We start from the raw sequence: 21956 nt of genomic DNA on the forward strand, positions 1-21956 counted from the left end.
GGCCGGCTATTAAACACTGATCGACTGACGTGCGCTGCTGAGCAATTTTGTGTATGCCCCTTAGTCGTCGGTTATCGCCTCGACTATAGTGTCAGCCCTCTGCACCTACCCTTGTTGGAGCCCGCAATGCCGAAGAATGGACTGCTTCTGGCACTTGTCCTGAGCCTGCTCAGCGCCTGTGATTCATCCACCCCTGGGCCTGCCGAAGTGACGGCGACCCAAGCCTCCCCCGTGAGCAGCGAGGCGGCCAAGCCAGCGATTGACCGCAAGGCGCTGGCCGAACGCTACGCCGGCCGCGAACTGACCGTGGTGGATGTCTCGGAAGTGCAGCTGGAGGGCGCCAGCACGCTGTCGATTAGCTTCTCGGTGCCGCTCGACCCCGAGCAGAAACTCGCCGAGCGCCTGCACCTGGTCGATAGCAAGGATGGCAAGGTCGACGGCGCCTGGGAGCTGAGCGACAACCTGATGGAAGTGCGTCTGCGCCATCTGGAGCCGCAGCGCAAACTGGTGCTGACCGTGGATGCCGGTCTGCTCGGGCTGAACGGCAAGAGTCTCGCCGCCGAGCAGGTGACCCGCCTGGAAACCCGTGATCTGCAAGCCAGCGTCGGCTTCGCCAGCCGTGGCTCCTTGCTGCCCACACGCCTCGCCGAAGGCCTGCCGGTGATCGCGCTGAACGTCGACAAGATCAATGTCGAATTCTTCCGCATCAAGCCCGAGTCACTGCCGGCCTTCCTCAATCGCTGGGGCCGTTCGAGCAATCTGGATAACTGGGAAGCCCGCAGCCTGCTGCCGATGGCCGATCTGGTCTATGGCGGCCGTTTCGACCTGAATCCGGCACGCAATACCCGCGAAACCCTGCTGCTGCCGATTGCCGGCCTGGAACCGTTCAAAGAGCCTGGCGTGTACCTGGCGGTGATGCGTGAAGCCGGCAGCTACAACTATTCACAGCCGGCCACGCTGTTCACCCTGAGTGATATCGGCCTGTCCGCGCGGCGCTACCAGAACCGACTCGATGTCTTCACCCAGGCCCTGGCCGGCGGTGATGCCCTGGGTGATGTACGCCTGGAAATCCTCGATGCTGAAGGCAAGGTGCTGGTCGAAGGCAAGACCGACGGCGCCGGCCATGGCGAACTGCCGTTGCCGCCCAAGGCCGAAGTGCTGCTTGCCCATCAGGGCGAACAGACCAGCCTGCTACGCCTGAACACCTCAGCGCTGGACCTGGCCGAGTTTGATATCGCAGGTCCCGTTGCCCATCCGTTGCAGTTCTTCGTGTTCGGCCCGCGTGATCTTTATCGCCCAGGCGAAACCGTGCTGCTCAACGGCCTGCTGCGTGATGCCGATGGCCGTTCAGTAAAAGCCCAGCCGGTAAATGTCGAAGTGCGCCGCCCGGATGAGCAGGTCAGCCGTAAATTCGTCTGGCAGGCCGATGACGCCGGCCTCTATCAATACCAGCTGCAACTGGCCGACGAAGCCCCGACCGGCCGCTGGCAGCTGCTGTTCGACCTGGGTGACGGCCGTCAGCAACTGTATGAATTCTCCGTGGAAGACTTCCTGCCGGAACGCATGGCGCTGGAACTCAAGGGCAGTGAAGAACCCTATACCCCAGCGGAAAACGCCCAGTTCGAAGTCACCGGGCGCTATCTGTATGGCGCGCCGGCAGCCGGCAATCGCCTCAGTGGCCAGCTTTATGTACGCCCGCTGCGTGAGGCGGTGGCCAGCCTGCCGGGCTATCAGTTCGGCTCGGTTACCGAAGAAGAGCTGAGCGAGGACATTGAGCTGGATGAAACCAGCCTCGACGAGCAGGGCAAGGCTAATCTGGATATCGAAAGCCGCTGGGCTGATGCCAAATCGCCGCTGCGTTTGATTCTCCAGGCCAGCCTGCAGGAATCTGGTGGCCGTGCGATTACCCGGCGGATTATCCAGCCGGTCTGGCCGGCTGAGCGTCTGCCGGGGGTGCGCGGTCTGTTTGACGGCGAAGAAGTGGACGCCGACAGCCTGGCCGAGTTCGAAGTGCTGGTGGCTGATGCCGAAGGCAACAAGCTGACAGCCGATCAACTCAGCGTGCGCTTGATTCGTGAGCGCCGTGACTACTTCTGGAACTTCTCTGAAAGCGATGGCTGGAGCCATAACTACACCGAGAAATTTCTGACCCTCAACGAGGAAACCCTCAAGGTCGCGGCCGGCGGCACCGCCAAGATCAGCTTCCCCGTAGAGTGGGGCCCGTACCGCGTTGAGGTGATCGATGCGCAAACCGGCATGCTCAGCAGCATGCGCTTCTGGGCCGGCTACCGCTGGCAGGACAACGCCGACGGCGGCGCCGTGCGCCCTGATCAGGTCAAGCTGGCGCTGGATAAACCGGCGTACGTCGATGGCGACACCGCTCAGGTTACCGTCACTCCGCCTTCTGCGGGCAAGGGCTACCTGATGGTGGAATCCAGCGAAGGGCCGTTGTGGTGGGAAGAGATCGAGGTGCCGGCTGAGGGCAAGAGCTTCGACATCCCGATTGCCAAGGATTGGGCGCGGCATGACCTGTATGTCAGTGCTCTGGTGATTCGTCCCGGCGAGCGCAAAAGCAATGCCACGCCTAAACGCGCGGTCGGCCTGCTGCATCTGCCGCTGGAACGTGCGCCGCGCAAACTGGCGCTGACCCTCACTGCTGCGGAAAAAATGCGCCCCAACCAGCCGCTCAAGGTCAAGGTGCAGGCGCGCAACGCTGACGGCAGCATCCCGAAACAGGCGCAGGTGCTGGTGGCGGCGGTGGATGTCGGCATCCTCAATATCACCGACTACGCCACGCCCGATCCGTTTGCCAACTTCTTCGGCCGTAAGGCCTATGGCGCGGACCAGCTGGATATCTACGGGCAACTGATCGAAGCCGGCCAAGGCCGGGTGGCCAAATTGGCCTTCGGTGGTGACGCGGCGCTGGCCGGTGGCGGCAAACGCCCGGACACCAGCGTGCTGATCGTCGCCCTGCAGAGCCAGCCGCTGAAACTGAACGAGCAGGGTGAAGGCGAAGTCAGCCTGGCTATCCCCGACTTCAACGGCGAGCTGCGCCTGATGGCGCAAGCCTGGACCGATGAGCACTACGGCATGGGCGAAGGCAAAACGGTGGTCGCTGCGCCGCTGATTGCTGAACTGTCCGCACCGCGCTTCCTCGCCGGGGGCGATAAAACCACCCTGGCCCTGGACCTGAGCAACCTGTCCGGGCGTGAGCAGAAACTCGATGTGCAACTGAGCGCCGAAGGCCAGCTGCGTCTGACGCAGAACCCAGGGGCGGCGGTGGCGCCGATCACCCTGGCGGATGGTCAACGGACCATTCTGCGCATCCCAGTCACCGCACTGGGTGGTTACGGGCAAGGGCGCTTTAAGGTCAGCGTCAATGGCCTGGCCCTGCCGGGTGAGGATCTGCCGCCGTTTAGCCGTGAGTGGACGCTGGGCATTCGTCCGGCCTACCCGGCGCAGCTGCAGCACTTCCGTGCGGTGCTGAAAGACGAGCCCTGGCTGCTGCCGGCCAATGTGCTGAGCGCCTTCGAAACGGCGGGGCTGGAAGCACGTCTGGCCATTTCCAGCCGGCCGCCGCTTAATCTGGGTGAGCAGATCCGCGCGCTCAAGGCGTATCCGTACGGCTGCCTGGAGCAGACCACCAGCGGCCTGTACCCGTCGCTGTACGCCGACGCCACGACGCTGAAACGCCTGGGCGTGGAAGCTGAGCCGGATGAGCAGCGCAAGCGTTCTATCGAGCTGGGCATCGAGCGCCTGCTGAGCATGCAACGCTACAACGGCAGCTTCGGCCTGTGGGGCGCGGACAGCGATGAGGAATACTGGCTGACCGCCTACGTCAGCGACTTCCTCCTGCGCGCCCGCGAGCAGGGCTTTGGTGTGCCGCAAGAGGCGCTGAAAAAGGCCAACGAACGCCTGCTGCGTTATCTGCAGGAGCGCCAGCTGATTGAGGTCAACTACAGCGACAACGCCAACCACAGCCGTTTTGCCGTGCAGGCCTATGCCGGTTATGTGCTGGCGCGCAGCCAACAGGCGCCGCTGGGTGCCTTGCGCAGCCTGTATGAGCGGCGCAGCGACTCGCTGTCCGGCTTGCCGCTGGTGCACCTGGCCGTGGCCCTGCAGAAAATGGGCGACCAGCCGCGTGCCGATGAGCTACTGACCGCCGGCCTGGCCCGTGGTCGTGACAGCAACACCTGGCTGGCCGACTACGGCAGCCCGTTGCGCGACCAGGCGCTGATTCTAGCGCTGCTGGAAGAGCACGACCTGGCCGGCAGTCGTCGTGAAGAGCGGCTGTTCAACCTGGCCGATGAAGTGGCCGGGCAGCAGTGGCTGTCGACCCAGGAACGCAACTCGCTGTACCTGGCCGGGCGCAATCTGCTGAGCAAGCCGGAGCCGAGCTGGAGCGCGGCCCTGCAAAGCGGCAGCCTGGCCTTCGAGCTGAGCAATGCCCAGCCAGGCCTGAAGCTTGATGGCAGTGATCTGGCTGCGCCGCTGGCTATCCGCAATTCGGCAAGCAATCCGGGCGATACGCCGCTGTATCAGCAGCTGACCCTCTCCGGCTACCCGCGTCAGGCCCCTGCGGCCGGTGGTGAAAATCTCAGCATCTACCGCGAATACTTGGGCATGGACGGCCAGGCGCTGGATCTGAGCAATCTGCAAAGCGGCGAGCTGGTGCTGGTGCACCTGGCCGTATCCGCCAAGCAGCGGGTGCCGGATGCTTTGGTGGTCGATTTGCTACCGGCGGGCCTAGAGCTGGAAAACCAGAACCTGGCGCAAAGCTCGGCCAGCCTGGACGATGCCAGCAGCGCAGTGAAGAAGTGGCGTGAGTCGATGCAGAACGCGGCGATCAAACACCAGGAATTCCGGGGTGATCGCTACGTCGCCGCGCTGGATGTCAGCGGCTACGACACCACCCACTTGCTGTACCTGGCCCGCGCCGTTACCCCCGGCAGCTACCGCGTGCCGCCACCGCAAGTGGAGTCTATGTACCGACCGAATTGGCAGGCACTGGGCACAACGCCAGGGCGCCTGGTAGTTAAAGAGCGCTAGGAGCCTGTCGGACTTAACCCGAAAAGGAATGACAGCGCGGGTTTAGGTCTTTGATTGCTCGGGGTCGTTCTTTCTAAGCATCCGAGTTGACTATCGCGAACCCAGGCGGTCCGTTCGTGCACCTGAGCAGCTGCCTGGACGCGGGTGGGCGTACTTTTCGGCCGCGTTACATCGCGCGTAGCACATGCAAACGCTTGATGTTCCAGGCCATGGTCACCAGGCTCCATTCGCCCTGGGCGTTGGCCAGGCCGCGCATGCTCATCTGCCGCCAGCCCATCACTCGCTTGATGATGCCAAACACCGGTTCGACCGTCTGTTTGCGTAGCCTGTACAGCGCTCGACCTTCTTGCGTGCTCAGTCGGTGAGCCATCTGTTCGACTGGGTTACTCGTCTGTGGTAGCGGCGAGTCGGTGGCAAAGCGCTCCAGTACCGGGGTGTGGTGCGACTCGCGTTTGAGCGCCAGAAGCGGTTCGACCTTGGCTTCGTGGCAGGCGCTCACGTTGGCCTGGCTGAAGAAGCCGCTGTCCGCAATCAGGCTTTTCACCTCGCCTAATTCGGCGGGCAAGGTGGCTATGCGCTGTAGCGTGGGAACCACTTCGCGCTTGTCGTTGCAGGCCTGGGTTACATGCTGTGTGACCACCAGCATCGTCTCGGTGTCGACCCCGGCTTGAGCGTTATAGCTCTGCTCGAAGCCGCCACCGGAGACGGGCATGATGCGTGACTCTTCATCGGTCAGATTGACTTGATCGCTGTCTTTGGGGCCCGCTGCGGGCGGTTCTGGATCCTTGCCGCGTGGTTTCTTTCCAGCCTTGCGCTGGGCCTCACGCTTGGCCGTCTTGGCCTCGAATTGCTGTTGCTCAATGGCGTGTCGCTCAGCTGCACGTTGCTCGATCTTCGCTTTGGCCTGGGCTATCGCGCTGAGCCGATCTTCGCGCCGGGCAATCTCCGCCGGCACATCCATGCCATCGGGTACGGCGGCGCAGTCGCTGTTCTCGGCCAGCGCCAGCAACTGCTGGACCTCCTGGCGTAACTGCGCCTCGATCTTGTTGGCGTGCGCCCAGGACAAGGCCTTGTGCTTACTGGCGTTGGCCTCGATCTTGGTGCCGTCGAGAGCGATATGACCGAGCTTGAGCAGCTTCATCTCGCGCGCCAGCATCAGCACCTGGACGAACAGCGATTCAACCTGCTGCCGGAAACGTCGACGGAACGTAGCCAAGGTGTCGTGATCGGGGTGGGTGTTGGCCGCCAGATAACGGAACGCTACCGAGTCATAGGTCGCGCGTTCGATCTTGCGGCTGGAGTGCACGCCATTGGCGTAGCCGTATATCAGCAGCCCCAGGAGCACGGCCGGATGGTGGGCAGCTGAACCCCGCCCCGCATACTGCCCAGTCAGCTCGCTCAAATCGAGTTGCTCGATGACCTCGACCACGAACCGCGCCAAGTGATCCGCCGGCAACCACTCGTTCACCGAAGGCGGTAGTAAATACGCAGTGTCTCGGTCAGCAAGGACAAAACGGCTCATCAGCGGGGCTCTCGATTGCAGGGCCTTGATTGTCGCGAATACTTTCAGCGCAAGGAAGAGTCAGAAAGTCCGACAGGCTCCTAGAACGCACAAGGCCCGCCAAATTGGCTAATGCCGTTCACTTAAGCACCAGGTGGACGCGATCATCCCCTCGCCCCTCCGGGGAGAGGGGCAGGTCTCCAATTCGGCGGTGTTTTCAGAGCGTAGCCCGGATGTAATCCGGGGAAATAGACATAGCTAACCAATCAGCCCGCTTAGCAGCCACAACCCCAGCACCAGCCAGGCCACCCCTGCAATGATCGAACGGCGGATAAAGGCGCGTACCGCTAGAGACAGCAACCACAAGCCGGCAACCAGCACCACGATGCTGAGCAATGATGGCGTCACTCCCAAGGCCTTGGACATGCCCGTGATAAAGCTGCTGACCGCCCCGCCGAGCATGCCGAAAAAGCCGCTTAAGCCTTCGATGATAAAGCGAATCACCGAGCCGACCGCCTCGCCCAGGGATTCAAAAAAACCTTCTACACCCATAGTTGCTGTTCCACTCGACGCTGCGTTGATTGCTGCCGCGCGCCAGTGTGCCAGGCATTTGGCAGATTGGCAGCGTTACAGAGCACCACTCGCCAGCACTGGACATAGAAAAGCCCCTGCCTCATTGAGGCAGGGGCTTGTGGTGTAGCGCGCTTCAGTTAAGCAGGGTTGGACAGCTGACACCCACTGCGGCAAAGGCCGCAATAGCATCGGCAGAGCCATAGCTGCGGTTCTGCGCCGACTGGATCACGCCGCAGGCGCCGCGGTTGAAGTCGCTAGTTTCCGTCCAATAGAAACGGTTGGCGTCGACAAACACTTCGAATGCCTTGCGGGTATTCCAACCGATTTTCTGGCTGAGCAGATAGAACGCGCGGTTGTAGACCCCGCTTGAGTGGTGTACATCCATACCGTCGCGGTACTGCTCGGCGTGGTCAATGGAGCGGCCGTCACGGCTGGGCTGGTTCATATAGCGCAAGGCGCCGTCACCTTTGAAGATGTCGTAGCCGACCTTCCAGTCGTTCTTGCCTTTCATAAAGTACTCGGCCGCTTCGCCCGCCATATCGGAGAACGCCTCATTGATGCCGCCGGGCTGGTTGCTGTAGACCAGCCCCGAATGCAGCTCGGTAAATCCATGGCTGACTTCGTGGGCGGAAACGTCCAGCGATACCAGTGGGTAGAAGCGATTACGACCATCGCCGAAGGTCATCGCCTGACCGTCCCAGAAGGCATTTTCATAGCCGTTGCCGTAATGCACCTTCATATACAGCTTGCGGTTGAGCAGCGGGCGTAGGCCGCCAAACCAGCTGCCATACATCTGGAACACCACATTGCCGAAATAGTGCGCGTCGTTCAGCGGCGAGAAAGCGCCGTTGATGCTCTTGAAGTCGTTGAACGAACAGGCGAACTGAAAGGGCGTGGTGCTGCTGTTGTTCAGGCTGTGGTTGAGGTTGACGGTGATGACGTTACCGCTGTCCATCTGGCACTTTTTGTTGACTGACAGATGCCCGTAGTCCGTGCCATACAGGTAGCGGCCACTCTTTAGATTGCCCCCAGGTCCGGTTGCCTGGGCATGGTTAAGGCCTTCCCATTGATCGAGCAACTCGCCGCTGTTGGCTTCGATCATAAAGAACGGGCGTGAAGGTTTGGCCCCAGGGATAAAGAACGACACCACGTACGCCAGCTGTGCGCGTTGCTGCGCATCGAGCCGCACAACCAGTTCGCTCTGTTCGTTCTCGCTCGGCAGGCCGCTGGCTTTCAGGCTTTTGGCCATTTCCAGGGCTTGTTTGGCGCTGAGCGTTGGTGTTGCATCACGTACCAGGTCACTGCTGATATCACTCACCAGGCGGCCACTGCGCAGTGGCTGGCTGCCGTCGGTAAACTCGGTGATCGCTTCGCCCCACACCCGGATGCCCTTATAGAACTGTTGATAGCGCACGACCTGGGCACCACCAGGCAATTGCGCGCTCAGGGTGGCGTTCAGCTCGTCCGGCTGCAGCCCAAGGTCATCATGGATGTCGCCGGCGCCGGCGCCGGCAATGCCGGGGCGGGTTGGCAGGGTTGAGAGATCAATCAGTTCTGCGGCGAAGGTGCAGGCGGGGGAAACCAGTGCGGCGAGTAGCAAGGTTTTCGGGAAGATCTTCCTGTGCATTGATGTAGCTCCATTGGGTAGGCGGAGGATGGCTCCGTGAATAGCCCGTTGCCTTATGGCGGTAACGGTTTTTCACTGTTGTTGGCGCGGCGGGTAGCCAGGCGTTAACAGCGAACCCAAGGTATAGGCGTCAAAAATACGAATATCAAAAAAATGACGCAAAAAGATAACAATGGGCGCAAACAGCTCTAGCACGGTACTTTTGCTCGTATGTTCTGGCGGATATGGCCTGTTCTTCCCTTGCGCCGAGCATCTGTACGTTAGGTTGCGAGTTGCTACCGTTGGCCAGAAATATCGAACAGCGCCGCGTATAGTGCGGCGCTTCAGGGGCGTGTGTTGAGTGAGGCGCTATGCGTTCTGGGTTGGGTCAGCTGAGGGCAGCGCGTGGCGTTCTGTTGAGGTGTTTGCGCCGCCCCTGGCTGGCTATTCCACTGTGCCTGCTGCTGACTCTGGTGCTGGCCGACCGGCTATTTCCGCTGCCTTTACCGGGTGATGACCTGGCCCGTGTGGTGCTCGCCGAAGACGGTACGCCGCTGTGGCGGTTTGCCGACCATGATGGTGTATGGCGCTATCCCGTCAGCCCGGACGAGGTCTCGCCTTATTATTTGGACGCGCTACTGACCTACGAGGACCGCTGGTTTTACCAGCACCCTGGAGTTAACCCGTTGGCCCTGGGCCGCGCGGCCTGGCAGAACCTCAGCGGCGGGCGCGTGCTCTCGGGCGGCAGCACCCTGTCGATGCAGGTGGCGCGGCTGCTCGATCCGCATGCGCGCAGTTACAGCGGCAAGCTCAAGCAGCTGTGGCGCACGCTGCAGCTGGAGTGGCACCTGTCCAAGGATGAAATCCTCACCCTCTACCTCAACCGCGCACCCTTTGGCGGCACCTTGCAGGGCGTGGCGGCGGCCAGCTGGGCCTATCTGGGCAAGTCACCGAGCCAGCTGACCCGCGCCGAAGCGGCGTTGTTGGCGGTGCTGCCGCAAGCGCCCAGTCGTTTGCGCCCGGATCGTCATCCCGAGCGCGCCCAGGCAGCACGGGACAAAGTGCTCAAGCGCCTGGCCAGCTTCGAGGTGTGGTCGCAGTCGGCGATCAACGATGCGCTGGAAGAGCCGGTGCTGCTGGCGCCACGTCAGGAACCGCGCCTGGCACCGCTGCTGGCGCGGCGGCTGAATACGCGCGGCAGCCCGCCACTGATTCGCACCACCCTCGACGCCGCCTTGCAGCGCCGTCTCGAAGACCTGCTGCTGGGTTGGCGCGCGCGGCTGCCGGAACGCACCTCGGCGGCGATTCTGGTGGTCGAGCAGCCAAACATGGCAGTGCGTGCCTACCTGGGCTCAGTGGATATCGGCGATGCCAAGCGCTTTGGCCATGTCGACATGATCAACGCCGTGCGCTCGCCCGGCTCGACGCTGAAACCCTTTCTCTACGGCATGGCGCTGGATGAAGGGCTGATCCATTCCGAATCGCTGCTGCAGGATGTGCCACGGCGTTATGGCGACTACCGGCCGGGCAACTTTGCTGCCGGCTTCAGTGGGGCGGTGTCGGCCAGCGAGGCGCTGGCCACCTCCTTGAATCTGCCTGCCGTGCAGCTGCTGGAGGCCTACGGGCCGAAGCGTTTTGCCGGCGAGTTGCGTAGCGCCGGCGTGCCCTTGCTGCTGCCGCCGTTGGCCGAGCCCAATCTGGCGCTGATTCTCGGCGGTGCCGGTAGCCGGCTGGAGGAACTGGTCAGCGGTTACAGCGCCTTTGCCCGTGGCGGCATGGCCGCGCGTCTGCGGTTTCAGCCGCAGGATGGGCTGCATGAGCGGCGCTTGCTGTCGCCTGGCTCGGCGTGGGTCGTGCGGCGCATTCTTAGCGGCCAGGCGCGGCCTGATCGCGACCCGCGCGCGCAACTGGTGCAGCGCCCGACCCTCGCCTGGAAGACCGGCACCAGCTACGGCTTTCGCGATGCCTGGGCGATTGGCGTAGCGCCGCGTTACCTGATCGGCATCTGGATCGGCCGGCCCGACGGCACCCCGGTGTCCGGCCAGTTCGGCCTGGCCTCGGCGGCGCCACTGCTGCTGCAGGTGCATGATCTGCTGGTCAACCGTGACAGCCAGCGCGGTATCGTTCTGCCGATCGACCCTCAGCCGCTGTCAGTTGGCGTGGCCGCAATCTGCTGGCCCCTGGGCCAGCCACTCGACAGCCGTGACCCCAACTGCCGGCGTCAGCGCTTCGCCTGGACCCTGGATGGCACCACGCCGCCGACTTTGCAGGCACAGGACCAGCCGCTGGGCTTGGGGCTGCAGGAACGCATCTGGGTCAATGCCGCCGGATTGCGCGTCGATGCCAGTTGCCCTGGCGCAGCGGCGCAGCACTTGACGTTGTGGCCGGCGCCGTTGGAGCCCTGGCTACCACGCCGTGAACGCCGCAGTGCGCGCCTGCCGGCGGCTGATCCGCAGTGCCCGCCACGGCATGTGCCGGTTGCTGCGCCGCTGTCGATAGTTGGGGTGCGCGGAGGTGATCGTTTGCGCCGCCCGGCTGGCAGCGCCGAACCACTGCGTTTGCGCCTCTCCGCACTGGGCGGCAGTGGCCGACGCTGGTGGTTTGTCGACGGCCAGCCGATTGCCGAAACCAGCGCCGATGCGCTGTTCAATCACGCCTTCGCACGCAGCGGGCAATATCAGCTCAGCGTGCTGGATGAGAGCGGGCAAACTGCCAAGCTGAGCTTTAGCCTCTTCGATTAGGTTTGTTGGATGATGCGTACGTCTGAGGGCTACGCTAGATGGGTAGGTTTGGAGCCTCTTGCCGTGCGGATTAAAGTCGGCAGCCAGGGAGCCGATAGTGGTTATACGTCGCCGGGCAATTGAATTTGTATACAAAGTTGTATTCAATCGCCGTGTTCAAATAATAATTAGAAGGTAACCCTCATGGGCTTGTGGAAGCGCAGCATTCAGTGGCAGCTGATTCTCAGTATGGGCGCCGCCCTGCTTGCCAGCACTCTGATCGTGGTCGGCGTTTACTCGGCGGTGGTCAATCGCCTGACCGAACGCTTCCTGGTTGAAGAGGCCTTGCCGGCCAGGGCGCTGGCGATTCGCAACGACCTGGAGCGGGTACTGACCGCACCGATTACCGCCAACGCCGGGATTGCCGGCAACGTCTTTATTCAGGATTGGCTGGCGGCAGGCGAAGATGAAGGCCAGCGCAGCGCGGTGGTTCGTTACTTGGAGGGCGTGCGTGCGCAACAAAACGCCATGACCACCTCGGTTGCCGTACTGGACAGCGGTAACTACTTCACTGGCGAGGGCCTGACCCGGGTGATCAGTCGTGATCAGCCGGAAAATCAGTGGTTCTACAAGCTGGTCGACGGTAGCCGTGATCAGGTGCTGGAAATTGATATTGATAAGGGCACACGCCTGCCGACGCTATTTATCAACCAGCGGATCAAGCAGGGCGGCAAAATCCTGGGGGTTTCTGGTCTGGGTTTCAGCCTCAAGGCCATGTCGGAAATGATCCGCAATTTTCGCTTTGGTGAGCGCGGCCAGGTGTTTCTGATCGATGCCCAGGGCGAGATCAAGGTGCATCCGCAGGCCGAACTGAGCGGCAGTGGTCGCCTCGCTGAACTGTTTGGCAAGGCGCCGGCCGATGAGCTGTTAGGCAGCGGTGGCAAGGCGGTGCGTTTCGAACGCGACGGTGAAGCCTACCTTGCGGTGGCGCAGAAGCTTTCCAGCCTGGACTGGTTGCTGGTCAGCGAAGTGCCTGAGGCGGAAATCTATGCCGAAGCACGCCAGGCGCTGCTCATGACCAGCGCTATCGGCGTTGGCGTGGCCTTGCTGTTCCTTGGTTTGGTGGTGCTGTTGGCGCGTGGCCTGGTGCGGCCGATCCGTCAGGTGACCACCGCGCTGGTGGAAATTGGTGGCGGCGGTGGCGATCTGACTCGCCGTCTGGATGAGTCCCGCGAAGATGAGCTGGGCGATCTGGCGCGCGGCTTCAACCGCTTTATCGGCGGCCAGCGCAGCCTGATCAGCGATGTACTGGCGACCAGCGAGCGTTTGCGCGCCTCGGTCAGCCAGGTGGCGCAGGTGGTCGATAACACCGCCGGGCGTTCCAGTCAGCAGCAGGAAATGACCGATATGGTCGCCACTGCGGTGCATGAAATGGGCTTGACCGTGCAGGAAATTGCCCGTAATGCCAGCAGCGCCGCGCATGCCTCGCAATCGGCGCGCGATGAAGCGCAGCAGGCGCGCAAGGTGGTCGGCCAGTCGATCAGTCATATCGAGAGCATGTCCGCAGATATTGGCAGCGCAGCGTCTGCGGTTAGCGAGCTGGCCAATCAGGTCGCCTCGATTGATCAGGTGCTGGCGGTAATTCGCGGGATTTCCGAGCAGACCAACCTGCTGGCGCTCAACGCCGCCATCGAAGCGGCGCGTGCCGGGGAGATGGGCCGTGGTTTTGCCGTGGTGGCCGACGAGGTGCGCACCTTGGCCAGCCGCACGCAGAGCTCTACCGATGAGATCCAGCAGATGATCCAGCGGCTCAAGCAGGGCGCGGAAACCGCCGTGAGTTCCATGCATGCGGGCCAGGCGGCCACCGGCACTGGGGTCGAGGCCAGTCAGCGCACCGGCCAGTCACTCAGTGCTATTACCGATCAGATCGAGCGCATCAGCGATATGAACACCCAGGTCGCCGCTGCGACCGAGGAGCAGTCGTCGGTGACCGAAGAGATTAACCGCAACGTGCAGGGCATTGCCGACCTGGCGCATGCCACCGCCGGTGAGGTGCAGGTGTGTAAAGAAGACTGCCAAACCTTACGCGGCCTGGCGGATGATCTGGCCAAGCAGATGGGCAGCTTCCGTCTGTAAAGCATGCCCGGCGGCACGCTCGTGTCGCCGCACTTAGGCCGGCCGCAGGGTAAGTATGCTGATGCCGACTACACCAGGCACCGCTGAATGCTTTTGAAAAAGCTGTCAGATTGCTATCTCGCGCTCTTGGGCTAAAACCAAATGATGGGCCAGCAGTTTTTTGTGGCCCCTGGTTGTTGTATTTCCGGAGTGCGAGGTGATGATGAGTCGGTGTGGTCTTTGGCTGTTGTGCTCATTGCTGGCCTTGAACAGCCAGGCGGCGACCTTTCCCGAGCGGCCGCTGACCATGATCATCGGTTATGCCGCTGGCGGCAGCACCGATTTGCAGGGGCATGTGCTGGCCACCGTGCTGGAGGAACAGCTGGGACAGAAGGTCACGGTCAGCAATATCCCTGGTGCCGGCGGCGCGGCCTCTGCGGCCATGTTGGCCAGCAGTACCGAGCAGGGTTATGTGTTCCTGTTCGGCGGTTCGTCGGTGGTCAGCCTCGCGCCGCTGTTATCGCCGGCCTCCTATGGTCCGGACAGTTTTATCTATGTGGCAGGGCTGTCGCTGGAGCAGCCGGCCTTTGTCACTGGTGCCCCGCATGGCATTCAGGATTGGCCCGGCTTGCTGGCCTATCTGCGCGCTACGCCGGGGCAGATTTATGTCAGCCAGGCGGCCGAGGACCGCTTGATTATTCGCGCGCTGGCCAAGCGTGAAGGGCTGGAACTGCGCACCGTACCCACCTCGGGTGGCGCGGGGATGGCCCCGCTGGTGATCTCGGGCGATGCGGTGTTTGCCTACAGCGGCGGCACCCATACCGGTTACACCGAATCCGGTGAAATGCGCGTGCTGGCCAGCCTGGCCGATACCCGCTTGCTGGGTTATCCCGACGCGCCGACCCTGCGCGAGCTGGGGTACGGCCTTGGCCTGCATACCATGCGCATCGTCATGGTGCCGGCCGATACCCCGGCCGGACAGGTTGAGATACTGGCCAAGGCTCTGGCCGTCGCAGCCCATGACCCGCGCTTTATCGAGGTGACCGAACAGCGCATTCGTCAGCCGATGGTATTTATGCGCGGCGATGAGATCAAACCTATGCTGGTTAGGCAGATGCACGAGTACCGAACACTGATTGATGACATCGGATTGCAGTAAGCACCGACAGGGATTGGCTGACTGTATTGTGACCCTGAGGCGCGAAGGTGGATGAGTAGCCGCAAGAATCACATGCCGAAGGCGGCGCGTTGGGATCTGAAATTCTCGACGCGGATTGCCTTGCTGTTTGGCATGCTCGGTATGGTAGCGATCAGTGTGGTGATGGTGTATGCACTGCGCACGGCCGAGGTCAACCTGCAAAGTGAAATCAAGAACAGCCTGGCGCAAAACCAGCGCACCACTGTAAGTCTGATCAATAACCGTCTACAGCTGCTTGAGGTGTATCTGCACAGTGCGGCAGCGCGGCGTACGGTCAGCGCGCTGTCGGAAGATGCCATGCCGGTGGAAGATATAGCCGCTGACGTGGCCTTTATGTTTCAAGATGCCAACATAGATGCTCGGTTGGAGGTGTTTTTCCTGCTTGAACCCAACGGTAAGTTGGTCATGGATGCTGGCCTGCCACTGTTTGATATTCAACCGATACTCACCACCCTGCGCTCACCGATTCACTATGTGCAGGGTTGGACTCTCGTGGAAAACTCCACCCAAAGTGTTTTGCTCAAAGCCACGCCGATATTCGATCCGGCCACGGTGCAACTTCGCGGATACCTATTTGTAGGCCTGGCGCTAGGGCAGAACCGCAGTTTTGTCAGCGAGTTGATTGCAGGCACTGAGGTGGATCTGTTGATCCTCGGCCACGCTGAGCGGGCCTTGGTGTGGCAGGGCGAGAGTGAACGTGCGCCGGAAAGCTACGCCACCCTCGGTGCTGCGCAGCGTGACGGGCAAGGGCTTTATGTCAAACGGTTTGCCATCAGCCTAACGGGTGTCGAGGCCCCGTTGTGGCTGGCGCTCGGCGTGTCGGATAAACGCTTTGCCTCTATCTACGACAACTACCTGCATTCGTTTCTGCTGCTCAGTGGCGGCTTTCTGCTGCTGTTGATTGTCGCGGCCTGGTTGCTGCGTATCAGCCATGACCGGGCGATTGGTCAGTTGTTGGGGTTTATCGAGGCCACCCAGGCCGGTGGGCGCGGTTTGCGCTTTGAACCAACGGGGGTCTACGAATACAACCGTGTCGGCACGGCGATGCAGAAAATGGTCGAAGACCTGCACATCGCCGCCACGGTATTTGAGTCAGCAGAAGGCATGGTGGTAACCGATGCCGAGCACAAGGTGCTTAGGGCCAACCCAGCGTTTACCCGCATGACCGGTTACCGCGAGGATGAGGTGATTGGTCGGCCCCTCGACTGCATGCTGGCACAGGGCAGCTTTACCGTAGCCCGCGAGGCCATGCTGGCCGCGCTCGCTCACCAGGGCAGCTGGCAGGGGGAGATGGCTGGCCGGCGCAAAAGCGGTCAGGAGTACCCGCAATGGGTCAGTATCGCCGTTGTGCACGACGGCGTAGACGCCCAGCACATCAACTATGTGATCACCCTGACCGATACCACGCAGCGCAAGGCGGCCGAACAACGCATTGAGCAGTTGGCCTATTACGACCCGCTGACCCATTTGCCCAACCGCCGTTTGCAGCGTGAGCGTTTGGAGTGCGCCCTGCTGGCCAGCCAGGACAGCGAGCAGCGCGGGGCGGTTCTGTTTATTGACCTGGACGACTTCAAAACGCTCAACGACGCCCGTGGCCACGATATAGGTGATCTGCTGTTGCAGCAGGTCGCCGAGCGCCTGATCAGCTGCGTGCGACAAAGCGACAGCGTAGCGCGCATCGGTGGTGATGAGTTTGTCATCCTGCTGGAAAACCTCGGTCAGGAACCGGTGCATGCCGCGCAGCAAGCCGAGGCAATTGCCAGCAAAATTCTCCTGACTTTGCGCCAGCCATTTCGCATAGGCGAAATTGAGCATTTCAGCACTCTGAGTATCGGCATCGCCATGTTTAACGGCACCGGTGAGCCGCTGGACGATTTGATGAAACAGGCTGACCTGGCCATGTACCAGGCCAAGGCGTTGGGGCGAAATACCTGCTGCTTCTTCGAACCGCAGATGCAGCAACGGGTATTACAGCGTGCCAGCCTGGAAAGCGACCTGCGCCAAGGCCTGCTGAAAAGCGAGTTTGTGCTCTATTACCAGGCGCAGATCGACCAACGTGAGGGACTGCAAGGGGCGGAAGTGCTGTTGCGCTGGCAGCATCCGGAGCGTGGCCTGCTGGCACCTGGGGAAATAATACCGGTGGCCGAGGGCAGTGGCTTGATTCTGCCGCTGGGTGAATGGGTACTGGAAACAGCCTGTGCGACCCTGGCGCAATGGGGGCAGCGGGCGCATACGCGGCATCTGACCCTGTCGGTCAACGTCAGCGCGAAACAGTTGCAGCAAGCCGATTTTGTCGAGCAAGTGCTGCATATCGTGCAGCGCAGCAGTTGCGACCCGAGTCGGTTAAAGCTGGAGATTACCGAGAGTATGCTGCTCGATGGTCGCGCGGAGGTGATTGCCAAGATGGGCCGGCTCAAGGCACACGGCGTGCGCTTTTCCCTGGACGACTTCGGCACTGGCTACTCGTCGTTGTCCTACCTCAAGACCCTGCCGCTGGATCAGCTGAAGATCGATCGCTCCTTTGTCTGCGACCTGTTGAGCGATCCGCTGGATGCGGACATCGCCCGCACCATCGTCTCGCTGGCTCATGCGCTGAAGCTGGATGTGATTGCCGAGGGCGTGGAAACTCTGGAGCAGTCCGAGCGGCTGAGCAGTTTTGGCTGCACGCGTTTTCAGGGCTACTACTTCGGCCGGCCGGTGCCGCTGGAGCTGTTGTTTGCGGCGCAGTCGGCCAAAGTAAGCTAGGCGACCGTGAGGCGGCCGCCATCGCTCAACCCTCAGCGCAGGATCAGTAGTGCGGTGGTGCTGGTGCGCAGCAGGTGGCTGGTGGTGCTGCCTACCAGAAACTGGCGAATCCGCGAGTGACCGTAAGCGCCCATGGCCAGCAGGTCGATGCCTTGTTCGAGTTGATAGGCGTGCAGGGTGGGCTCCACCTCTCCGGCGCGAATCGCCAGGTGCACTTCGCTGGCCGACTCTTGCACCACCTGTTCAGCGGCTTTGAGCTGTTCCCAGGCATCGCTGGTATCCGCACCGATCATCACCAGGTGGCAGGGCAGGCCTTTAAGCAGCGGGCTGGCGGCGATCATTTCCAGGCTCTTGCGCACCGTGGTGCTGCCGTCATAGGCCAGCATGTAGCTTTGCGGCGCCTTGAACTCGCCGCAACTGACCAGAATCGGCCGGTGCAGGGTGCGAATGACGTTTTCCAAATGGCTGCCCACCAGTTGGCTAAGGCTGTCGCTGGTCTTGCCCTGACGGCCGATCACCAGCAGGCGGATATCAGCTTCCAGCTCGTGTAGGCAGTCGACCAGATCGCCATGGCGTTGGCGCAGCTGCGCCGGCTCCACGCCGTCGGCCTGCACCCGCTCGCGGGCCGCTTCGAGCATCAGTCGGCCTTGTTCCATGGCCAGCTTGTGACGCTGCTGATCAAGGTTGGCCAGCTCGTCGAGCAGGTGCTCGCGGCTGCCCAGGCCGATATTGCCAGATAGGTCCGGGCTAGTCGGGTACTGCACATCATCCAGTACGTGCAGCAGAGTCAGCGGCGCGCTCAGGCGCTCGCTGGCCCAGGCAGCGTAGTCGCAGACGGCGCGGGTGGATTGTGAGCCGTCAATGCATGCCATTACTTGGGTCATGGGGTTTTCCTTTTAGTGGCCCGACAGCAGGTCGCTGGCGTTTTCTTTGTCATGCACACCGAAGCGGTCGACGATGGTGGCACTGGCTTGGTTAAGGCCCAGCACCTCGACTTCGGTGCCTTCACGACGCAGTTTGATCACCACCTTATCCAGGGCGGCGACGGCGGTGATGTCCCAGAAGTGCGCGCGGGAAAGGTCGATCACCACCTTATCAATGGCTTCCTTGAAGTCAAAGGCACCGATGAACTTGTCGGCGGAGCTGAAGAACACCTGACCCACCACCGTGTAGGTGCGCTGGCTGCCCTCGCTGTCGGTTTGCGAGTTGATATAGAGGAAGTGGCCGATCTTGTTGGCAAAGAACATCGCCGCCAGCAGTACGCCGACAAATACGCCATAGGCCAGGTTGTGCGTCGCGACTACCACCACAACGGTGGCCACCATGACGATATTGGTGGAAAGCGGGTGTTTCTTCAGGTTGCGCAGCGAGTCCCAGCTAAAGGTACCAATCGATACCATGATCATCACTGCCACCAGCGCGGCCATGGGAATCTGTTTTAGCCACTCGCCGAGAAACACCACCATCAGCAGAAGAAATACACCGGCTGACAGCGAGGAAAGGCGGCCACGGCCACCGGATTTCACGTTGATAATCGACTGGCCGATCATCGCGCAACCCGCCATGCCGCCGAGCAGGCCGGAGGCGATATTGGCCACGCCCTGGCCTTTGCATTCGCGGTTCTTGTCGCTGTTGGTGTCGGTCAGGTCATCGACGATGGTGGCAGTCATCATCGACTCCAGCAGGCCGACGATGGCCAGTGCGGCTGAGTAAGGGAAGATGATCGCCAGGGTTTCGAAGGTCAGCGGCACATCCGGCCAGAGGAAGAACGGCAGGGTGTCCGGTAGTTCGCCCATATCACCGACGCTGCGGATATCCATGCCGGTGTACATATATACACCGGTCAGCACGACGATGCACACCAGGGGCGAGGGGATTAGCTGGCCGATCTTCGGTACATAAGGGAACAAGTAAATGATCCCCAGGCCTGCAGCTGTCATGGCATAGACATGCCAGGTGACGTTGGTCAGCTCCGGCAGCTGGGCCATAAAGATCAGAATCGCCAGGGCGTTGACGAAGCCGGTGACCACCGAGCGCGAAACAAAGCGCATCAGCGAGCCGAGCTTGAGGTAGCCAGCGCCGATCTGCAGCACGCCAGTCAGCAGGGTGGCTGCCAGCAGGTACTCCAGGCCGTGGTTTTTCACCAGGGTCACCATCAACAGGGCCATGGCCCCGGTGGCGGCGCTGATCATGCCTGGGCGGCCGCCGACAAAGGCAATCACCACGGCGATACAGAAGCTGGCGTAGAGGCCGACTTTGGGGTCAACCCCGGCGATGATCGAGAAGGCAATGGCCTCCGGGATCAGCGCCAGTGCCACCACCAGACCGGCGAGCACATCGCCGCGGATGTTAAAAAACCAGGTGTTCTTGAGGCTTTGTAGCATGTTGAGTTCCAAGGGCTGGGCTCCGCAAATGCACGCAAGGGCAGTGCGGAGGAGCTAATAAAAAGCAGAATGCAACCAGCGCAACGCAGCCTTGCGGGCAGCGCGCATAAACAGAGCTACGGCAACGGGTGAGCCGGCCGGGCTATGCAGGGAGGGGGCGAAACGCTATGGCGGCGTAGGCAGCCAGCGTGATGGTTGGGCCAGTGTCATTGCGACCTGTCTCTATCCATTCGGGCGAAAAGGGCAGGTACCTTAACACAAGCCCCCGGCGGCCGCACCCCGTGGCTCCCCGAGTAGCGGATGCGGAACGCGGTACTACCACGGATGACAAGCTGATCAGCTTGCGCTCGCTGCTCAGTGGCTTCGCTGGTCTGAAAGACAGCGTACCGCAGGGCGAGGGCCTGACCCTGGATGATCAGGGCAATCTCTATCTGCTCATTGACCCCAACCTGTTCTAACGCTTCAAGCACGAAGACCGATCAGGCGCTTAACTGCGGCGGATCAGCCAGGTGCCGGCGGCGATCAGCAGCAGGCCGCCGACTTTGCCCGCAGTAATCGGTGCTTCGCGAAAGCCGGCCCAGCCGAAGTGGTCCAGGGTCAGAGCCATGCTCAGTTGCCCGGCGATCACCAGAGCCATAAATAGCACGGCGCCGACCTTGGGTCCGGCAAAGGCTGCAGTGGCGATAAACATTACCCCCAGTAGGCCGCCGCTCCAGTGCCACCAGGTCAGACCTTTTAGCGTGCCAAGGCTGGGGAACTCGCGTTGGACCAATACCAGAATCAGCAGCGCCAGGGTGCCCACAGCGAAGGACACTAGAGCGGCGGCCAGTACACTGGATACCTGTTTGGCCAGTTGACCGTTGATCCCCGCTTGCAGTGGCAAGCAAGCGCCGGCAACGAATGGCAGGGCCATCAACCACCAGATTGGGGCGGGCATGGGGCATCTCCAGGGAGGCAAGGGCGGATGAGTATGCCGTAAAAGCTGTCCGCCTCGTCAGTCTCAACTAGGCCAGATTGCCGCTTAGCGCATGCAAAAAGGCCTGGGTTTTTGACCCAGGTCTTTTGCGTGTGGTGTGTTGCTAATCAGCGGCTGCGCTTAAGGCCACTGCATCTCACCCTTAAGCACCTTGGCGCTCAGCTCCAGGCTGCTGGCGTCGAGCAGGGCCGGGTACTTGGCCTTCATCACGTCGATCAGCGCCTGGCTGTTCTTGGCGTTGGGCAGCGCGGCTTCGAGGTCATTGAGGTAGTTGCGGGTAAAGCGCAGGTCATCCAGGTTCAGCTTCGGCTGGCCCATAAAGTGCCCAGGCACCAGGGTTTTTGGCTCTAGCGCTTGCAGCTCATCCAGGGATTTCAGCCAGCTCTGCCGCGCTTCTGCGGTTTGCGCATCGGCAATCCAGGGGTGGATGTTGGCGTAGGTCAGCACGCCGCCGACCACCGCCTTGATGCTCGGAATCCACAGGCTGGTGTGCTTAGGGTCATGGCCGATCAGTTGCAGGGTCTGGCCTTCGAGCGTCAGGTGGTCGCCTTGCAGGGCTTGCGGCACCAGGGTGCGGGCCGGTGCGCTGTCCTTGAGGATCGGCCCCCAGTAGGCCAGCTTCGGCTCGCGGCTTTTTTCGATATAGGCGATGGTCTGCGGCGTGGCCAGCACCTTGGCCTTGGGGAAGGCGCGGGTCAGGGTGTCCAGGCCGAAGTAGAAGTCCGGGTCGCCATGGCTGATAAAGATGGTGGTGAGGTTCTTGCCGCTGGCCTGGATGCGCTCGACCAGCTCCTGGGCCTCGCGGGTGGAAAACTGCGCATCAACCAGAATGGCATCGCGCTCGCCGCTGATCAGCGTCGAGGTCACCGGGAAAACTGCCTTGTCGCCTGGGTTGTAGACATCCAGGGTCAGCGGTTGGGCAATCGCGGTAGTGGCAAGGGTAAGCAGGCTGGCGCTGGTGAGCAGGGCGCGTAAGTGATTGAGGATCGACATGATGATCTCCTGTTGGGTAAGTGAGGTGATCTTAGTTGCTTTAAATCGATCAAAAAGCCCCTTAATCTGCGCATCTTTGTTGCGTAAATCGAGCGA

The 21956-nt window shown here is 61.6% G+C and carries 13 protein-coding genes and 1 pseudogene; 7 read left to right on the forward strand and 7 right to left on the reverse strand.

Going from position 1 to position 21956, the window contains the following annotated elements; all coding sequences use genetic code 11:
- Nucleotides 1-126 precede the first annotated feature (126 nt).
- Nucleotides 127-5049: an alpha-2-macroglobulin family protein gene (locus tag AC0T4W_RS02820; RefSeq protein WP_476315789.1), complete on the forward strand. Its 4923-nt coding sequence runs from the start codon at nucleotides 127-129 to the stop codon at nucleotides 5047-5049.
- A gap of 166 nt (nucleotides 5050-5215) precedes the next feature.
- On the opposite strand, the gene AC0T4W_RS02825 is transcribed toward AC0T4W_RS02820, so the two are convergent.
- The 3 genes from AC0T4W_RS02825 to AC0T4W_RS02835 form a co-directional block, all read right to left on the reverse strand.
- Nucleotides 5216-6571, reverse strand: a complete 1356-nt coding sequence (locus AC0T4W_RS02825) for an IS1182 family transposase (protein ID WP_476315485.1) — start codon at nucleotides 6569-6571, stop codon at nucleotides 5216-5218.
- Between the two features lie 237 nt (nucleotides 6572-6808).
- Nucleotides 6809-7102, reverse strand: a complete 294-nt coding sequence (locus AC0T4W_RS02830) for a hypothetical protein (RefSeq protein WP_476315792.1) — start codon at nucleotides 7100-7102, stop codon at nucleotides 6809-6811.
- A gap of 154 nt (nucleotides 7103-7256) precedes the next feature.
- Nucleotides 7257-8750, reverse strand: coding sequence for a M4 family metallopeptidase (locus tag AC0T4W_RS02835; protein WP_476315795.1), 1494 nt, complete (start codon nucleotides 8748-8750; stop codon nucleotides 7257-7259).
- Between the two features lie 350 nt (nucleotides 8751-9100).
- Here AC0T4W_RS02835 and pbpC point away from each other — a divergent pair, with 350 nt between their 5' ends.
- The 5 genes and pseudogenes from pbpC (at nucleotide 9101) to AC0T4W_RS02860 (ending at nucleotide 17507) form a co-directional block, all read left to right on the forward strand.
- Nucleotides 9101-11470 carry a peptidoglycan glycosyltransferase PbpC gene (gene pbpC / locus AC0T4W_RS02840; RefSeq protein ID WP_476315798.1) on the forward strand — a complete coding sequence of 790 codons (2370 nt, stop codon included), beginning with the start codon at nucleotides 9101-9103 and terminating at the stop codon, nucleotides 11468-11470.
- A gap of 228 nt (nucleotides 11471-11698) precedes the next feature.
- Nucleotides 11699-12715 (forward strand): annotated as a pseudogene (locus tag AC0T4W_RS02845) (HAMP domain-containing protein); the annotation flags it as partial.
- A 141-nt stretch (nucleotides 12716-12856) separates the two neighbouring features.
- Nucleotides 12857-13585, forward strand: a complete 729-nt coding sequence (locus tag AC0T4W_RS02850; RefSeq protein ID WP_476316072.1) for a methyl-accepting chemotaxis protein — start codon at nucleotides 12857-12859, stop codon at nucleotides 13583-13585.
- 199 nt (nucleotides 13586-13784) lie between these two features.
- The gene (locus AC0T4W_RS02855; RefSeq protein ID WP_476315801.1) at nucleotides 13785-14723 is read left to right on the forward strand and encodes a tripartite tricarboxylate transporter substrate-binding protein; all 939 of its coding nucleotides are present in this window, start codon (nucleotides 13785-13787) and stop codon (nucleotides 14721-14723) included.
- A 51-nt stretch (nucleotides 14724-14774) separates the two neighbouring features.
- Nucleotides 14775-17507: an EAL domain-containing protein gene (locus AC0T4W_RS02860; RefSeq protein WP_476315804.1), complete on the forward strand. Its 2733-nt coding sequence runs from the start codon at nucleotides 14775-14777 to the stop codon at nucleotides 17505-17507.
- A 32-nt stretch (nucleotides 17508-17539) separates the two neighbouring features.
- On the opposite strand, the gene AC0T4W_RS02865 is transcribed toward AC0T4W_RS02860, so the two are convergent.
- On the reverse strand, nucleotides 17540-18391 hold the full coding sequence (locus AC0T4W_RS02865; protein ID WP_476315806.1) for a universal stress protein: 852 nt from the start codon (nucleotides 18389-18391) through the stop codon (nucleotides 17540-17542).
- Between the two features lie 12 nt (nucleotides 18392-18403).
- The gene (locus tag AC0T4W_RS02870; RefSeq protein WP_476316075.1) at nucleotides 18404-19891 is read right to left on the reverse strand and encodes a SulP family inorganic anion transporter; all 1488 of its coding nucleotides are present in this window, start codon (nucleotides 19889-19891) and stop codon (nucleotides 18404-18406) included.
- A 281-nt stretch (nucleotides 19892-20172) separates the two neighbouring features.
- Between AC0T4W_RS02870 and AC0T4W_RS02875 the strand changes: the two genes are divergently transcribed.
- Nucleotides 20173-20349 carry an SdiA-regulated domain-containing protein gene (locus tag AC0T4W_RS02875; protein ID WP_476315809.1) on the forward strand — a complete coding sequence of 59 codons (177 nt, stop codon included), beginning with the start codon at nucleotides 20173-20175 and terminating at the stop codon, nucleotides 20347-20349.
- A 29-nt stretch (nucleotides 20350-20378) separates the two neighbouring features.
- Here the strand turns inward: AC0T4W_RS02875 and AC0T4W_RS02880 are convergent, their stop codons facing one another.
- Together AC0T4W_RS02880 and AC0T4W_RS02885 are read right to left on the reverse strand one after the other, a co-directional pair.
- Nucleotides 20379-20828 carry a DMT family transporter gene (locus tag AC0T4W_RS02880; RefSeq protein WP_476315812.1) on the reverse strand — a complete coding sequence of 150 codons (450 nt, stop codon included), beginning with the start codon at nucleotides 20826-20828 and terminating at the stop codon, nucleotides 20379-20381.
- Nucleotides 20829-20987: 159 nt separating this feature from the next.
- A complete protein-coding gene (locus tag AC0T4W_RS02885) occupies nucleotides 20988-21860 on the reverse strand; it encodes an MBL fold metallo-hydrolase (RefSeq protein ID WP_476315815.1) in 873 nt (290 codons plus the stop codon).
- Nucleotides 21861-21956 lie beyond the last annotated feature (96 nt).

The organism is Pseudomonas sp. C7.1 (assembly GCF_056312395.1).

Excerpts from the sequence above, each read along its gene's own strand:
- AC0T4W_RS02850 (WP_476316072.1), top strand. The coding sequence starts at position 12,857 with ATGGTCGCCACTGCGGTGCATGAAATGGGCTTGACCGTGCAGGAAATT.
- AC0T4W_RS02835 (WP_476315795.1), bottom strand. The coding sequence starts at position 8,750 with ATGCACAGGAAGATCTTCCCGAAAACCTTGCTACTCGCCGCACTGGTT.
- AC0T4W_RS02870 (WP_476316075.1), bottom strand. The coding sequence starts at position 19,891 with ATGCTACAAAGCCTCAAGAACACCTGGTTTTTTAACATCCGCGGCGAT.
- AC0T4W_RS02825 (WP_476315485.1), bottom strand. The coding sequence starts at position 6,571 with ATGAGCCGTTTTGTCCTTGCTGACCGAGACACTGCGTATTTACTACCG.
- AC0T4W_RS02865 (WP_476315806.1), bottom strand. The coding sequence starts at position 18,391 with ATGACCCAAGTAATGGCATGCATTGACGGCTCACAATCCACCCGCGCC.
- AC0T4W_RS02885 (WP_476315815.1), bottom strand. The coding sequence starts at position 21,860 with ATGTCGATCCTCAATCACTTACGCGCCCTGCTCACCAGCGCCAGCCTG.
- AC0T4W_RS02830 (WP_476315792.1), bottom strand. The coding sequence starts at position 7,102 with ATGGGTGTAGAAGGTTTTTTTGAATCCCTGGGCGAGGCGGTCGGCTCG.
- pbpC (WP_476315798.1), top strand. The coding sequence starts at position 9,101 with ATGCGTTCTGGGTTGGGTCAGCTGAGGGCAGCGCGTGGCGTTCTGTTG.
- AC0T4W_RS02860 (WP_476315804.1), top strand. The coding sequence starts at position 14,775 with ATGAGTAGCCGCAAGAATCACATGCCGAAGGCGGCGCGTTGGGATCTG.
- AC0T4W_RS02880 (WP_476315812.1), bottom strand. The coding sequence starts at position 20,828 with ATGCCCGCCCCAATCTGGTGGTTGATGGCCCTGCCATTCGTTGCCGGC.
- AC0T4W_RS02820 (WP_476315789.1), top strand. The coding sequence starts at position 127 with ATGCCGAAGAATGGACTGCTTCTGGCACTTGTCCTGAGCCTGCTCAGC.
- AC0T4W_RS02855 (WP_476315801.1), top strand. The coding sequence starts at position 13,785 with ATGATGAGTCGGTGTGGTCTTTGGCTGTTGTGCTCATTGCTGGCCTTG.